Source organism: Hymenobacter sp. FMD4 (genome assembly GCF_058932745.1).
The window spans coordinates 415415-430416 of the sequence record NZ_JBZYWH010000002.1; the positions used below are offsets into that span (position 1 = coordinate 415415).

Consider the following 15002-nt stretch of genomic DNA (forward strand, 5'->3'; position numbering starts at 1 on the left):
CGCCTTGCGCCCCGACCGCCACAAAGGTCCGGCGTCAGTGTTGCGCCTGTGGTAACCCTTCGTTATGCTTCTATCAAGTCTAGCTCCACGCAACCAAGCGCCGTCTTACACTCACCGATTCGGGCTGCTGACGGTTGCTATTTCCGCTTATGCAGCCCGTACCACTTGGCCGTCGGAAGTGACGTACACCAAGCTATCTGCCGTCAGTTTCAGCAGGCGCCTTTTGTCGGGCACGCCGTCCCTGTCAATGGTGAGCGTTTTCATATTGATGCTGTACCCAAAGGGCTTTTTTTCTCTCGGCATCAAAGAATAGGTGATGCCCAATTACCCAAATTTTACCGGCTTCCGAGTTGTATATCCAAACACCTTGGAATAGCTCATAAGGCGTCGGCGGAGTTGGGTTGGTAGGAGTAGTTTGTGCCCACGAGTTGCAGGGCATACCCAACGGGGACAGCAGCATCAAAAGGCGCAGCAGCTTCATGGGACCAAGAAGCAAAAAGCCACCGCAGTAGCTGCAGTGGCTTCAGGAAGCTTAGCTCTTTATCACACGACTAGCGCGGGTCGACAACTCGTGCCTGTTTGTTAAGCAAACATTGAATTTAGAGCAGCGGGGCAGTGCCGGCCTGCCGCTGGGGCGGGGCCACGGCTGTTACCAATCGGTAGTCTTTGAAAGGCACAGCGGGCTTCAGCGCGAAGCAGAAGCCGGCCGTGTTGTATCTGCCGCTGCCAGCACGAGGGGAAAGGCTGCTGGCTGCCGCTCGCCCTATTCTAGCCGTAGCTGCTCATCGGCGCGTTGCAAAGCCAACAAGAAAGCGGAAAAGGGTAGCGATAAGACGTCAGTTTCCAGGTGAAATATGTCGATGTGCTTCTGGTGATTCGCATCTAGGTAGACCTCTGCCACGTGGAGGTTGCTCAACCAAATTTCAGCGACGAACCCTTGGCGGTAGTCTGCATAGGTGACCAGCACCTCAAATTCATTTGCCATCGAACATAAATCGGCAGACCCTCGGCTGAGCTTGTTACGGCAATAATTTTACGTTCTCAAATTGGCCGGTAAGGAGAATCTGCCGGTCGGTTGGGCCGTTGGCGGTTGGTGCCTTCGGATTGGGCACAAACGAGAAGCTAACGTGGTAGTTTCCGCTGATGCGGCGGGTCTTTTCGTTGTACTGAGTGATTTGTATCGAGCCACTGGTAGGGAAGGTAGCTCCCGGCTGATTGCTGTACACACGCGCCTGCGGAGCACTGCCCGCCGTATTCTGATACGTGTAGGTAACGGCAGCTCCAGCTTTATTGAACTCGGGTTCGGCCAGGTCGTACTGTCCCGTCAGGCTGCCCGAAAGCTGCATGCGGGCAATGCTGAACTTCAGGTCTTCTTCGCCGGAAGTAGCCACGGTCAGTTCCAAATCCGTGCTGTTCAACAGTGCCGAGCCGCTGAGCCGGTTGGCCGGCTGCTCTTGCCGTACTACCTCGGGCGGATTGATGCCCTGAACGGTCTGGAAAACGTAGGTGTGGGCGAAGCTGGCAGTGGGCTCCGGGGCCGTCTTCCGGCAGCTGGTAAACGACAGGGCCGCCACGGCCGAAAAGAGAAGTACGCGGGAGGAGTGGTTCATGGAAATTTGAGAGAAGGTTGTCCGATTCTTTGCAAGAAGAATGCCTGAACCGGGCTGCCCGACCCGCATAATCATGTGATAAGTAGCCGGTCCCTGGCTGGCGCCAGCAAGGCCGGCGCAGGTCGCCTTTGACAATTCAAGAGCCAATGAGTAGCTTCCGTTGCTCTTAAATCTTGGGTTTATGCGCTACCTCCAATTGCTTTCTAGCTTTAAAGCAACTTGTATTTTCGTCGGCACGCTGAACATACTCATGGCCGGCAGCATGCTTGCAAAGGGCGTGAGGCAGGGAATGGCGGAGTTTAAGGTGCCAGCCGCCTTGCTGGCTTCTCCCCATTATGATGACGCCATGTCCTGGGTGTTCCTGCACATGTGCACGATCGGCGCGCTGATCATCATCATTGGTCTGCTGGCGGAAGACGAGGATAAAAAAGTATGGGTAGCCAGGACTCTGGTGCTCATGCATGGCATGTACGCCTTTCTGGACATTCGAACGTCGGATAACTATTTCGGCAATGCCTTGTACCAAGGTCCTGGCTCCGTCTTTCCAGTATTCATCGACGTGTTGTACATCCTGCTGTTTCTACGACTGAGCTTCCCAAGTCGAGTTCAGAAGCCGGTTCAACAGGTCACCGCGTGACGGGAGAAGTAACAGTGTGAGCCAACCAGCAAAAAAGCCGCCGCAGAGGCTGCGGCAGCTTGGGGAAGCGCAGGTATTGTCTGCGTCAGCAATCTTCAAACTGGCCTAAACAGGCCCTAATCTGGCGCGAGTTTGTAACTCGTGCCTGCCATGCCGGGAGGCTGCGCCTCGCTCATTAGAAGGGCGAACGTCGCTTGATAGGCTGTATTATCCAAGCAGCGCAGTGCCAGCTTGCCGATCCGTGCCAGGCGTTATTGCGGCCGCAGCACTTGCTGCTGAAGTTGGCGCTTGGTCCACCCAGGCAAACGATGCTTACGCTCGTACTTGCTTATTACCTCCCGCTCACTGCCTCGGGTGTAGCGGGTGTAGCGGTTGAGTAGCATGACGGTGCCAGTAATTCCGCTCCCAAGGATTATCAAAGGCGGAGCCATATTGGGCGTGCTGCCATCCAGCGCGGCCACGGCCCCCACGCCCATGCCCACCACGCTCACCCCAAACATGACCGGCGTAGCTGCCAGAAAATAACCGCTGTTCTTGCGCTTCCGCGCAAACAGCTCTTGCAGCGCCGCCACGGTATCGACTTGGGTGAGCAGGGTGCGGGCTGGCAGGGTAGGGGGCGCCACCTGCGCGGCGGCCTGCCAACTCAGGCCGAGCAGTGTTGCCAACCCGGATATAGTCTTGAAGAAAGGCATCATAGCGCTGAGAGTAGCCCCTCAATATAGCAGTGTGCCAGGCACGAAGCTGAAGCTGAGAGCGGATTTTTGGCTATTGTACCAATGCCATATAGTCTGTCCTGCTTCATCTGGATCGGCAGCAAAAGTTCATAGTTCTTCGGCTGGTATGTGTCCTTGCTGGTAAAGCAGCACCGCTACGGCAATTAGATTGACTACTGTAACCCAGACAAACAAGACGAACCAGTTGAGTCACCAGGTAATCCATGCTTCTCCTGCGGGGCGAGTCGGAGCTTCATAGGTCACTTCAGATTACTTCTGCCCGAATGTGCTCCGTAGCTGTGCGACTGGCCAGGCATAGGCTGATAACCCGTACTGGCTGAGGGAGCAGGATAGCTGCCTTCGATTAGGCCCCGGTCTGCTCTGCCGGCGGCCCAGGCAACAGGGTCTCGGCCATGGCTTTTAGGTCGAGTTCATCGACGAAACCATCGGCCAGGGTGAGGATGGAGAACAGGTAGCGGCGCAGCTCGGCTGGCTCGGGGCGGGGCTGGCGCAGGGCAGCTTGTACCAGGTGCAGCGACAGATCGGCTAGGATGAGCTGCTTGCGCTGCGTGGCCTCCGTTTCGGTAGCGGCCGCTGCCTCGGTCAGCGCGTGCGCCTGCCCCACGAGGTGAAGAATAGAGTCTGACATAGCAAACGCAAAGTGGTGATTCCTGAGCAGAATCTGCGGCGCGACATCGAGGTTATTGCCCGCCCGCCGACTGCTCAGTTAATTACCTGAATTTGCAGCTGACCACGCATTACGCTACATCAAAGCCGCGCCAGTTGGGAAGTCAGATCAGAACTACCTGCTCCGGTAATACCGGCGCACGGTGCCGTCGGTGTAGCGGATGACCAAGCTGTCCCGGTCCAGCTTCAGTACCCGGTTTCTGGTCACGGATTGTTTGCCGTAGTCCAGAAACAGAGAGTCGCCCACGAGTCGTAAAGGTACTCGCGGGGTAGGATGCAGGAAGCTATTCAGCTGGCTGCCTTTTACCTCAAACCCTTCCTCCTCGCCCGCAATCCAAGTGCCTTGCAGCAACTGCAACGGCGTAGGCGACGCCTTCGGGACAGTCTTCTTAGCCTGACCGAAGACATTGACGCTGCTGAGCAGCAACAAAAGCGAACCTAGGCGTAGCAGTTTCATTAGGCCAAGAAGCAGAAAAGCCGCGGCAGGAGCTGCCGCGGCTTTCGTTACAACCGCAACTGCCGAACGGCGCGGTTTCGGCTGCCGCTAGGGCGGCAGTGCAGCCACAAGTTCTACTTCATAGCAGGCCCCAAGTTATGCGGCGCTAAAAGCGCACCTATGCCGGCGCGCCCAACTCGGGTTGCCAGCCCGATTATGCCTCAGTCGGCTACTTTTACCAGATGAAGAAAGCCTGTATCCTGGCCCTATTATTCGGCGGGGCTCACGTAGCCAACAGCCAGAACAATCCTTACCAGATAGCCGATTCCGTTAAGCAGTACCTTGATCAAAGCCTGACGCTGCTGCGCCAGCACGCCCTGCAGCGCGACAAAGTGGACTGGAACCAGCTCCAAAGCGCCGTGTACGAAAAGGCCCGCGGCGCCCAATCCATCCGCGAAGTGCTGCCCGTGTACCCTTACCTCTTTGAGCAGCTGAACGATACCCACGGCTGGCTTAGCTACCGGGGCGGCACCTATGCTTGGAAAAAGCCGCGCCCAGCTTACACCAACGAAGCCGTCAAGGCCGAGCTGAAAAAGAAGCCCGGGGTGCGGGTGCGCCTCCTCCCCCAGCAGGTGGGCTACGTGCTCGTGCCGGGCATGCAGGTGCGCAGCCTGGCCGACGTACAGGCGCTGGCCCAGGCCCTGCGCGACTCGCTCTGCCGCATCGAGCCCGCCCGCCTTCGCGGCTGGATTATCGATCTACGCCTGAATCCCGGCGGGGCCATGCATCCCATGCTCGCCGGCCTAGCCCCCATCATCGGCGATGGGCCCCTCGGCGGCTACGTCGACAAGGACGGGCGGCCGCAGGAGCAATGGCAGCTGCGCGGCGGCAACCTGTACGTAGACACCACGGCCTTCAGCAAACTGCCAGCCCGCTGCCCCGGGCCCCGGCGCCCGCTACCGGTAGCGGTGCTGCTCAGCGGCCGCACGGCCAGCGCGGGCGAGATTGTGGCCATTAGCCTCAAAGGCCGGCCCGGTACCCGGTTTTTCGGCGAGTCCACCTACGGCGCCACCACCGCCAACGAAGGCTTTCCGCTGCCCGGCAACTCGGGCCTGACCATCGCCACCCAACAGGAAGCCGACCGCAACGGCCAAGTCTACCCCGACCAGGTAACGCCCGACGTGCCCATCAACGGCGGCGATGATTTTGCCAACCTAACCCAAGACGCTAAAGTGCGGGCCGCTACGCAGTGGCTGCGGAAAGCTAAAGTGCCCAAAATCCATTCCGCCGCCAAGCCTAGCTGGGCAAGCAGAACCTCGCAACCTTCTAAACAGACAAAGCGGTAGCCGTTGCATCAAGGATGGAAGCAAAAAAGCCGCGGCAGGAGCTGCGGCGGCTGCGATACTCAATTGCTTCTGCGGTTGTGCACTATTTGCCGGGCGCTGTCCACACGGGTCAGCACGAGCTGCCCAGCTGGGCCAAGGTGGTAGTCTGCCACCAGCGAATCCTTTGTATGGGTGTAGAACAAGTCGTTACTGGTTTCGTCTTCCATTTTGTCTACAGACGTTACCCGCAGGCGCCGGCCGCGACGCTGCATCGTGGTTTTGCCTGACCAGCCGCCGTCGCTGCCCCACGCGGCCACCAGCTCCACCTGCTGCACTCGCTGCCCGGCCGAGTCTAAGGTGATGTAGTACAAGTCATGATGACCGGATTCGTCTACGTGGTACACCGTGAGCAGCACCAAGCCGGCGCAGCGTACCGTATCGAGCGCGTAGACGTGCTCCTCGCTGTAATAGGATTCCAGAACGCGGCGCAAGCCCACGTCTTGCTGGCACAAACGCGCCACCTGCACCGAGTCGAGACGCTGGTTCTCTTGCGGCCGAAGCTGCGCCAAGTCGTACACTGGCAGCGCGCAAGCGGCTACCTCCGGCTCGATGATGGGGGTGGTAGCAATGGTTTCCGTCGTAGTTGATTTATCGCAGCCTGTCAGTAAGCCCAGCAGCAACCCAAGGCGCAGCAATTTCATAGTGCTAAAGAAGCAAAAAGCCGCCGCAGGAGCTGCGGCGGCTTTCTGCTTCTGGGTCAAGCGGTTAAGATGTTTTTAGAGTGGCATCTAATGATTTTACATAAATAATAGCAGACTTATTAAGTATGCTCTTCCTCTCTATTCTTGAATATGTTGAGTTACGTCTGTTTTTCTCCATTTTTTGCAGGAAACATATCATTTCAGATTGCTCAATTTTGTCAGTTGTTTCTTTGCAGATTTTTTCAAATACTTCTAAGTCGCCAACAGAAGCAAATCTGCAAAAGTATTTTCTGCATATTGCTTTTAAATAGTATGGTTTGGTGTTGTCAAGTGCCCACTTCCGGATTAGTGTAATTACTGTTTCATTGGGGGATGATTCCTCAATCCCATCTAACCACTCTACTATCTGGTAGTTTTGATAATGGTATATGGCTTCGCTTGAAAGTAAAAAGCTTTCTATTGAGGTAAACGCATCTTCAAGAGCGTCTACGTCTTTAAAGTACTTGAGTATAGTAGATGTTTCTTCGGGATGTGCCTCAAATAAGGCTTTGCAGTAATCAACCGCAAATGCATCTATTGCATTTGCAAGTCGCTTTAGTAAGAACCTAAAAAGCGTTTTGTCGAAATAAGAAGGTTCTATGTTGATGAAAAAAGCTTGGAAAGTTCGTTTTATGATAGATATATCTACTGTCTCCGGGTCAGAGTTGTAGCCAGTGCCCGAAGATTCTGCCTGCTTTGTCTCTACACCAGAACTTTCTTCATTATTGGCCTTGGCCGCCTTTACTTCGGAGGATACTAACTCGAATTCAGCAGCAATAGTATTATCCGCAACTGCTTCGAAGTTACAATAAGAACCGACTTCTAATATTTCTAGCTCTGGTTCTTGTAAGCCCGCCGGCAGTTCATCTTCATATGAATTGCTGGCAGCCTGCATTGACCCGATGAAAATAGGCACCAAGTGCTCAAAGCTCGTACCAGATGAAGAGTTCTGAACTATCTCGGTCTTCTCCACTGGTTTCGTCTCTGATACCTTCCGCTCCTGCTCTATCTTAAGTTTTTCTTCGGAATCGAGTTTGCTTATCTCTGCAAGAATCTCTTCTATAATAGGCTGGACACCGTCAATGTGTTTTATGGCGGCTTCTCCAAATAGAATTTTGGTTTTGCTTGTTTGTAGATTAAGTCCTCTATCCCGCAACAAAGCAGTAAGCATAATCAAAGCCTGTTTAGCCTCTGTCTTGCTCTTGCAAAAGATACGGATATCGTCAACATATCTAAAATGAATATACCCGTCATCTTTCAAGCGAATGTCAGTTGAATTTAGATACAGCTTCGCTAGTATGTGGGAAGCATTGTAGCCTTGGGGAAGACCTTTGCCGTGGTTTTGAGCCCAATGATTTAGACAAGAAGATATCTTATTGGCTACAGCATCAGGAACACCGCACTGTTTCAAATCGTAAGTAAGAGTCTGTATATTGATGTTTTCATAAAAACCTGATATATCTGCGATAACAACATAGTTATATCCTTGACTTATTTTTTCAAGAGATTTGCGTCTAAAGTTTTTCCATTCAACGAAATTATCTCTAATCCATTTTACTGACTCTTTGTTGCCTGAAAGGTTGTGTGAATAATCGTATCTGTCTCTTGCCCATACGGTGGCATTGTGTATGTGTTCATAAGCCTCACCTACCAATGCTGTATAATAAACAGCGTCTTCGATTGACAGATGCGCGCCTGGACGTATATGGTGATTTGTTTTAGGAATCTCACAAATTTGGATAGGGCCTTGGTTGTACCTATCATTTGTTATGTCCTCCTCCAGTGACTTCACCCACTCTCCATTGTTATTTTTGATAAAGGCTAATTCGTAAGGCAATTTTACGAATGTCTTATCATCGTTGTACTCTTTAGAGACCCTGTCAAGAGCCAGTTTGATATTCAAATTCATGACGAAATTTCATAAAAAGGGGGCAGCCTTTTTAGAAAGACGCCCCCTCATTTCGTGGATATAATGCTAAGCTTTTAAGACCCGCAAGCCTCGCAAGCGTCCGGGTTATCCAGTGAGCAGGCCATGTCGCTGCGGTTCTGGTCCTCGGCGTACACCGGCTCCAGCGTTTCAGCGGCTTGCTTCTGCACCGTGAACTTGATAGCGTCGGCGGCGGCTTTGGTGCGCAGGTAGTACATGCCGGTCTTCAGGCCGCGCTTCCAGCTGTGGAAGTGCATGGAAGTCAGCTTGCCGAAGTTGGGGTTCTGCACGTGCAAGTTCAGGCTCTGGCTCTGGCAGATGTAAGCCCCGCGGTCAGCGGCCATGTCGATGATGGTGCGCTGCGAGATTTCCCACACCGTCTTGTACAGGTCCTTGATGTGCTGCGGAATGCTCGGAATGTTTTGCACCGAGCCGTTGGCGGCAATGATTTCCTGCTTCATCTGGTCGTTCCACAGGCCCAGCTTCACCAGGTCCTTGAGCAGGTGCTTGTTCACCACCATAAACTCCCCGCTGAGCACGCGGCGCACGTAGATGTTGGAGGTGTAAGGCTCAAACGACTCGTTGTTGCCGAGTATCTGGGCCGTGGAAGCCGTGGGCATGGGTGCCACCAGCAGCGAGTTGCGCACACCGTGCTCCATCACCTCCTTGCGTAGGCTTTCCCAGTCCCAGCGGCCCGATTCCGGGGTCACGCCCCACATATCGAATTGGAACTGGCCCTTGCTGATGGGCGAGCCAGGGAAGGTCTCGTAGTACCCGTCGCGCTTAGCGAGGTCCTTGGAGGCCGTCACGGCCGCGAAGTAGATGGTCTCGAAGATGTCCTTGTTCAGGCCCGCCGCCTCTTCGCTTTCGAAAGGCATGCGTAGCGCGATAAAGGTATCGGCCAGGCCCTGCACCCCGAGGCCGATGGGACGGTGGCGGCGGTTGGAGCGCTCCGCTTCCGGCACGGGGTAGTAGTTGATGTCGATAACCTTGTTCAGGTTCTTGGTGGCGTGGTACGTCACCTCGTACAGGCGCTGGTGGTCGAAGAAGGCCTTACCGTCTTTCTCCGATACGTAGCGCGGCAGCGCCAGCGAGGCAAGGTTGCACACCGCAATTTCATCGGCGTCGGTGTACTCGATAATCTCGGTGCACAGGTTCGACGACTTGATGGTGCCCAGGTTCTGCTGATTGGACTTGCGGTTGGCCGCGTCCTTAAACAGCATGTAAGGCGTGCCCGTCTCCGTTTGGCTTTCCAGGATGGCAAACCATAGGTCCTGCGCCTTGATGGTCTTGCGGCCGCGGCCTTCACGCTCGTATTTCTGGTACAGGCGCTCGAAGTCCTCGCCCCAGGTAGTATCCAGTCCGGGGCACTCGTGGGGGCACATCAGCGTCCACACATCGTTGGCCTCCACGCGCTTCATGAACAAGTCGTTCACCCACAGGGCGTAGAACAGGTCGCGGGCGCGGTTTTCCTCCTTGCCGTGGTTTTTCTTCAGGTCCAGGAAGTCGAAGATATCCGAGTGCCAGGGCTCAATGTAGATGGCGAAAGCGCCCTTGCGCTTGCCGCCGCCCTGATCCACGTAGCGGGCTGTGTCGTTGAACACCTTCAGCATGGGCACAAGGCCGTTAGAGGTGCCGTTGGTGCCCTTGATGTACGAGCCGGTGGCGCGCACATTGTGCACGGCCAGCCCGATGCCGCCCGCGCTCTGCGAGATCAGCGCGCAGTTCTTGAGCGTGTCGTAAATGCCCTCGATGGAGTCGTCCTTCATCGTGAGCAGGAAGCAGGAGCTCAGCTGCGGCTTGGGCGTGCCCGCGTTGAAGAGGGTAGGCGTAGCGTGCGTAAACCACCGCTCCGACATCAGGTTGTAGGTCTCGATGGCCTGCTCGATGTCGTGCTTGTGAATGCCCACGGCCACGCGCATCAGCATGTGCTGGGGGCGTTCCACCACCTTGCCGTCGAGGCGCAGCAGGTAGGAGCGCTCCAGCGTCTTGAAGCCGAAGTAGTCGTAGTTGTAGTCGCGGTCGTAGATGATGGCCGAGTCGAGCTGCGCGGCGTGCTTGTGCACCACCTCCCACACGTCGCGGGCAATGAGCGAAGCGTTGTCGCCGTTCTTGGGGTCCTCGTAGGTGTACAGCCGCTTCATGGTGCTGCTGAACGACTTCGAAGTCACCTTGTGTAAGTTGCTCACCGCAATGCGCGCCGCCAGGATGGCGTAGTCGGGGTGCTTGGTGGTGAGCGAAGCGGCGGTTTCGGCCGCCAGGTTATCCAGTTCTACGGTGGTTACGCCGTCGTAAATCCCGTCGATGACCTTCTTGGCCACCTCGATGGGCGAGACGTAAATCATGTTCAGCCCGTAACAGAGCTTCTCGATGCGAGCCGTAACCTTATCGAACTTGACGGACTCGCGCCGGCCGTCGCGTTTAATTACCAACATAGGCGGTGCGAACTTGTAGCGGTGTGGAAATGAAGAATATACAGGGGCGCGGGCTCAGGAGGTCAGGAATCAGTCGATTAACTCACAAGAACTCCCGGGCCCGCGCCGATGATGAGCGGAATATAGCCGGCTGCTGTGCTCACCTCAAGTCTTAACTCAGCAGAAAGTTTTCCACAATGCGCTGATGCCCCCGCACGGGCGGTTTTTTAGAAGTTATCCACATAGCTAAACCCAGTGGTAAAGCCTCCGAAATCGGGTTGCTGATTTGAGCCATTTTCGGTAAGCTCCGTGGTACCAGAAACGCGGTTTTTTGGGGTTGAACGGCATGCCCTTAATCAGCCCGTCATGTCGAGCTTGTCGAGACATCTCGCGTGCTGACGCCGGATAGTAACCCCATCAGCCATTCCACGTCCGTGGATCAATCGATTCCCACTTAGGATTGAGCGTGTTGATCAACCATTCCTTCTTAGCGCGGCTCCACGTTTTTAGCTGCTTCTCCCTGGTAATAGCCTGCGGCGCATTAGGGACGATTTCGAAGTATACCAATAAGTTGCACTGATAACGACCCGTGAAATTACCAGCATCGCCTAAGCCCTGACCATGTTCATACAAGCGTCGCTCCAAGTCATTTGTCACGCCGATGTAGAGCACGGTGCGGGCAGGGTTTGACAAAATATAGACGAAAAAGCTCATGCGGTGAAGATACTCTCAGACATCAGCACGCGAGATGTCTCGACAAGCTCGACATGACGGGCTGATAACGTAGAGAACCGAATGTGTACCGAACTGCTCGAGTTTACCAGCATAAGTCCAAAACCAAACAGGGCCGACTGCCCCTCGGCAATCGGCCCTGCTTCAGTTAGCAAGCGTAGCAACTTAGTTTACCATCAGCTTCTCGGTGCGTACCAGCGAGGCGCTTTGCACCGTCACCACGTACACGCCCTTGCGCAAGGTGCCGATGTCGAGGCGGTTCGGGCCAGACTTGAGCTTGGACTGCAGTACCACGCGGCCGCTCAGGTCGCGGATGCTAAGGTCGGCGGAAGCCGAGGTGCTAAATTCCACCATCAGGTAGCCATTGGCGGGGTTCGGGTACAGCTGAAGCTGGCTGGTGCTGGCTTGCTGGTTGGCAGCAGTCAGCGGTGCGCACTGCTGGCCAAACACGCCATCGAGGTAGCTAAGGCGGTTGCGCAGCCAGCCGGCAATGTAGGGCAGCTGCATCGGGGCGTGCTGGTAGGCGCTCCAGGCCAGCTGCTCGCGGGCATAGGCATTGTTGGCTTCCAGGTAGTTGTAGTTCGCCTGGAACTTCGCCATGATGTGGTCTTCCGTCAGCACGGTGGCGCGCAGAGCCAGCCAGCGGGCGCGCAGCGCCGCGCGGAAGCCTGTGGGCGAGCAGTCCTGGTTGAGGCGGTCGTAGAAGCCGTTGCTGAGCACGTCGTTGACGTTGCCCGTGTTCAGGCCCTCCCAATCGGTGCCAAACACGCCGTCCAGGTCCCACGGCACGTAGAAGTACGGCTCGTTCTTCTTGTACTTGGCGATGTAGAGGTTTTTGCCGGTGTTGTCGGTAGCCCGGGCCAGGTTCAGCAGGATGTAATAATCTACGGCGCTGCTCAGCTTAAACTTCTGCTGGTACGTGCTGTAGAACGTCGCATCAGAGCTGTGCATCACGAAGTCCACGAAGTTGTAGAGGTTGTTCCAGTCGATTTGCTCATCCGGGTGCTTGTACTCGAAGCCGCCCCACGTGTCGCTGGTGTTGTCGAAGGGGGGTAGGCCGGTAAAGGTTACGGCGCCGCCCCAGTCGCTGCCTTTGTACAGCTCGCCCAGGATTTCGTTGTTATACTTCTTCAGCTTCAGTTGCTTACGGTCCACCCGTTCGCTCAGCGCGTATATGCCCTTGTACTGCTCGTTTACAAACACCTCCACGTACTGCATCGAAATGCCGGCTTTAGCATCCGACTCCTGAGCCTGGTAGTAGAGCTGGTGCATCTCCAACCACAGCTCGTTGGTCACTTTGCTGCGGAAGCGTAGCGGCTCGTTGTACAAAGCCTGCAGGTTGTACTTGTTGTCGTTGCGCATGTTCAGCAGCCGCACATCGCGCGAGGTAGCCCCCACCGTATCGGCCCAGAAGCTCAACTCGTACGACTTCTTCGGGTAGGTCTGCGAGTAACCACCGCGGATTTCAATACCTAAGTTGGATTGCGTAACCGTGCCGTTGGGCTCCGTCAGCGTAAGCTGCGCCAGCACGCTGGGGCTGTCCACTATCTCATAACGCGTATCGATGCGCACGATGGGCAGTTGCGTGAAGTACAGCTTGTAGGTGGTGCCGGCGTTCTGAACTTCGTAAAAAGTGTTGGTTTCTACCTGCTGCACCGGCTGCGTAAAGGTGTACGCCTCGCCCAAATCCAGGGTAGACGTGAAGGCCTGCAGGCTGGTGTTGATGTCAGCGGTTCTTTGATTGATCAGAATCAAGCGGTTTACCCGGTCGATGTGGTAATAGCGCGGGGCAATAGCCAAGGTGTCGCCGGCCGTGGCGCGCCCCGTTAGTAGCACGAAACAGGCAAGGAAGAGTAATTGACGCGTAATGTTTTTGGGCATGATGTGGTAAGAAGTGTTGTCTAGAAAGCAGGGAATCAGTTGCCCGCTTGGGCCGAGGCGCAGCGAAAGGCTATGCCCATGCTGGCGGCACAAAACGGGAATGAGGTCAGCTAGGCGCTTAAGGACCTGACAAGCACCTAGATTACATCGACCGGCGTGGTCGGGGGCCTGCGTCGTCAGATTCGGCTACCAATCCTGGACGGCTAGCGCAGGCGCTGAAAAGTCACTAGCAGCTGGGCAGTAGAATAGCTTGCCTGGAAAGGTACAGGGGCTGGGAATGCGGGCATAATGCCGTTAATTGGAAGGTCGGTAACTGATAAGAGCGGATGCAATGGCTGCGTAGGTAGCAATCGGGTCGTGATAGGTAGCCGGCCGAAACAGGCCCCGATTCCGTAAAAGGGGCGCGAATCTCGTACTAAAAGTCTACCGATGATGCGCGAAGGATAAAATCCCTCAAGCGTTTCTATTTATCATAACTCAAGTACAATGTTTGGCGCTGGCTCCCTCTGGCAACGGTTGTTTTTGCTTTCAGTGCTGTGGGTGCTGGCCTTTACTGGTCACGCGCAGCGCTTCGCCGTCATCGGTGACTACGGCTACGCTGGGCCCGCCGAGCGTGACGTGGCCAACCTGGTGAAAAGCTGGGATCCAGAATTCATCCTGACGCTGGGCGACAACAACTACGACCTGGGCGACTCCACCACCATCGACCAGAACATCGGCCAGTATTACCACGAATACATCGGCAACTATAAGGGCCGCTACGGCCCCCGGGCCTCTACCAACCGCTTCTTTCCTTCGCTCGGCAACCACGACTATTACACCCGCAACGGCGAGGCCTACCGTCATTATTTTACCCTGCCCGGCAACGGCCGCTATTACGACTTCGTGCGCGGCAACGTGCACTTCTTCGCCCTCGACAGCGACCCGGCCGAGCCCGATGGCATAAGTGCTACTTCGGCGCAGGCCCAATGGCTCCGCAGCAAGCTGGCCAGCTCGCGGGAACGGTGGAGGGTGGTGTATTTCCACCACGCACCGCACTCATCGGGCTGGCACGGCAACACCCCCGTGATGCAGTGGCCCTTCAAAGAATGGGGCGCTTCCATGGTGCTGACTGGGCACGACCACATCTACGAGCGCCTCAACGTAGGCGGGCTGCCCTATTTCGTCAACGGCCTCGGCGGCCGCAGCATCTACGGCATCCGCCCGACTCGTTCTCCGCATAGCCAAGTAACTTTTGCCGGGGACTACGGCGCCATGCTGCTCAATGCCACCGCTGATAGCCTGACGCTGCAGTTCTACACGCGCCGCCGCGTGCTGATCGATACTTATGTGCTGCACCGCACCTCCAGTCCTGAGCCCAGGCTGTACCCTGTCACGCCTAATCCCATCCAGGAATCCGCCACGGTGGAGTTCTTTCTGCCCGCTGCAGCAGCCGTGCATCTGCGCGTGCTAAACGGACTGGGGCAGCAGGTAGCTACCCTGCATCAAGGCCCAACCCTGGTCGGTTGGCACCGCGTCGATTGGGCGCGCAATGCCCTGCCTGCGGGTGTGTACTTCGTGCAGCTCAGCGGCAGCGGCTTTTCGCTGGTAACGCGGGCCGAGATACTGTGAGCCTGCTCAGGATAACTGCTTTTACTTCCACGCGGAGGCAAAGCAGTTGCCCAATTGCCACGTATTTTGGGTCGTAAGCCAGGGGAAAGCCAAACGGACTCGCTCTTGCGCCCACGCCGTCCCCAGCTCCACCGCTCGGTCGATCAGTCCACCGAACTGCTGACAGCCAACTCATAGGCTTGCGTAGCGAACTGATACACCGCAAAGCCAAACTCAGCTTGGTGAGTAACCGCCTTGGTGCCGTTCTAAGCCTGGGTGGCGAGCTAAAGCGGTGTTGGTCTGAGCCAAG

At 55.9% G+C, this 15002-nt stretch carries 12 protein-coding genes; 3 read left to right on the forward strand and 9 right to left on the reverse strand.

The genetic code is table 11. From position 1 onward, the window contains the following. Positions 1–1019: 1019 nt before the first annotated feature. The gene (locus tag AC5FXY_RS03790; RefSeq protein WP_493555299.1) at positions 1020–1610 is read right to left on the reverse strand and encodes a hypothetical protein; all 591 of its coding nucleotides are present in this window, start codon (positions 1608–1610) and stop codon (positions 1020–1022) included. Positions 1611–1791: 181 nt separating this feature from the next. Between AC5FXY_RS03790 and AC5FXY_RS03795 the strand changes: the two genes are divergently transcribed. Next, positions 1792–2247, forward strand: a complete 456-nt coding sequence (locus AC5FXY_RS03795; protein WP_493555300.1) for a hypothetical protein — start codon at positions 1792–1794, stop codon at positions 2245–2247. 251 nt (positions 2248–2498) lie between these two features. On the opposite strand, the gene AC5FXY_RS03800 is transcribed toward AC5FXY_RS03795, so the two are convergent. From AC5FXY_RS03800 to AC5FXY_RS03810, 3 genes are all read right to left on the reverse strand, one after another. Further along, positions 2499–2942, reverse strand: a complete 444-nt coding sequence (locus AC5FXY_RS03800; protein WP_493555301.1) for a hypothetical protein — start codon at positions 2940–2942, stop codon at positions 2499–2501. A gap of 382 nt (positions 2943–3324) precedes the next feature. Then, on the reverse strand, positions 3325–3609 hold the full coding sequence (locus AC5FXY_RS03805; RefSeq protein ID WP_493555302.1) for a hypothetical protein: 285 nt from the start codon (positions 3607–3609) through the stop codon (positions 3325–3327). A gap of 153 nt (positions 3610–3762) precedes the next feature. Then, entirely contained in the window at positions 3763–4104 is a 342-nt protein-coding gene (locus AC5FXY_RS03810) for a hypothetical protein (RefSeq protein ID WP_493555303.1), read from the reverse strand. Positions 4105–4325: 221 nt separating this feature from the next. Here AC5FXY_RS03810 and AC5FXY_RS03815 point away from each other — a divergent pair, with 221 nt between their 5' ends. Next, positions 4326–5429 carry a S41 family peptidase gene (locus tag AC5FXY_RS03815; RefSeq protein WP_493555304.1) on the forward strand — a complete coding sequence of 368 codons (1104 nt, stop codon included), beginning with the start codon at positions 4326–4328 and terminating at the stop codon, positions 5427–5429. 59 nt (positions 5430–5488) lie between these two features. Here the strand turns inward: AC5FXY_RS03815 and AC5FXY_RS03820 are convergent, their stop codons facing one another. The 5 genes from AC5FXY_RS03820 to AC5FXY_RS03840 form a co-directional block, all read right to left on the reverse strand. Beyond that, the gene (locus AC5FXY_RS03820) at positions 5489–6109 is read right to left on the reverse strand and encodes a hypothetical protein (protein WP_493555305.1); all 621 of its coding nucleotides are present in this window, start codon (positions 6107–6109) and stop codon (positions 5489–5491) included. A 64-nt stretch (positions 6110–6173) separates the two neighbouring features. Continuing rightward, on the reverse strand, positions 6174–8057 hold the full coding sequence (locus AC5FXY_RS03825; RefSeq protein ID WP_493555306.1) for an RNA-directed DNA polymerase: 1884 nt from the start codon (positions 8055–8057) through the stop codon (positions 6174–6176). 74 nt (positions 8058–8131) lie between these two features. After that, positions 8132–10510 carry a ribonucleoside-diphosphate reductase subunit alpha gene (locus tag AC5FXY_RS03830; RefSeq protein WP_493555307.1) on the reverse strand — a complete coding sequence of 793 codons (2379 nt, stop codon included), beginning with the start codon at positions 10508–10510 and terminating at the stop codon, positions 8132–8134. A gap of 396 nt (positions 10511–10906) precedes the next feature. Continuing rightward, positions 10907–11203 (reverse strand): GIY-YIG nuclease family protein, encoded by a 297-nt coding sequence (locus tag AC5FXY_RS03835; protein ID WP_493555308.1) that lies wholly within the window; start codon positions 11201–11203, stop codon positions 10907–10909. A gap of 183 nt (positions 11204–11386) precedes the next feature. After that, complete coding sequence (locus AC5FXY_RS03840) at positions 11387–13102, reverse strand: CotH family protein (RefSeq protein ID WP_493555309.1); 1716 nt, start codon at positions 13100–13102, stop codon at positions 11387–11389. Between the two features lie 486 nt (positions 13103–13588). On the opposite strand from AC5FXY_RS03840, the gene AC5FXY_RS03845 reads away from it, so the two are divergent. Beyond that, positions 13589–14713, forward strand: coding sequence for a metallophosphoesterase (locus AC5FXY_RS03845; RefSeq protein ID WP_493555310.1), 1125 nt, complete (start codon positions 13589–13591; stop codon positions 14711–14713). Positions 14714–15002 lie beyond the last annotated feature (289 nt).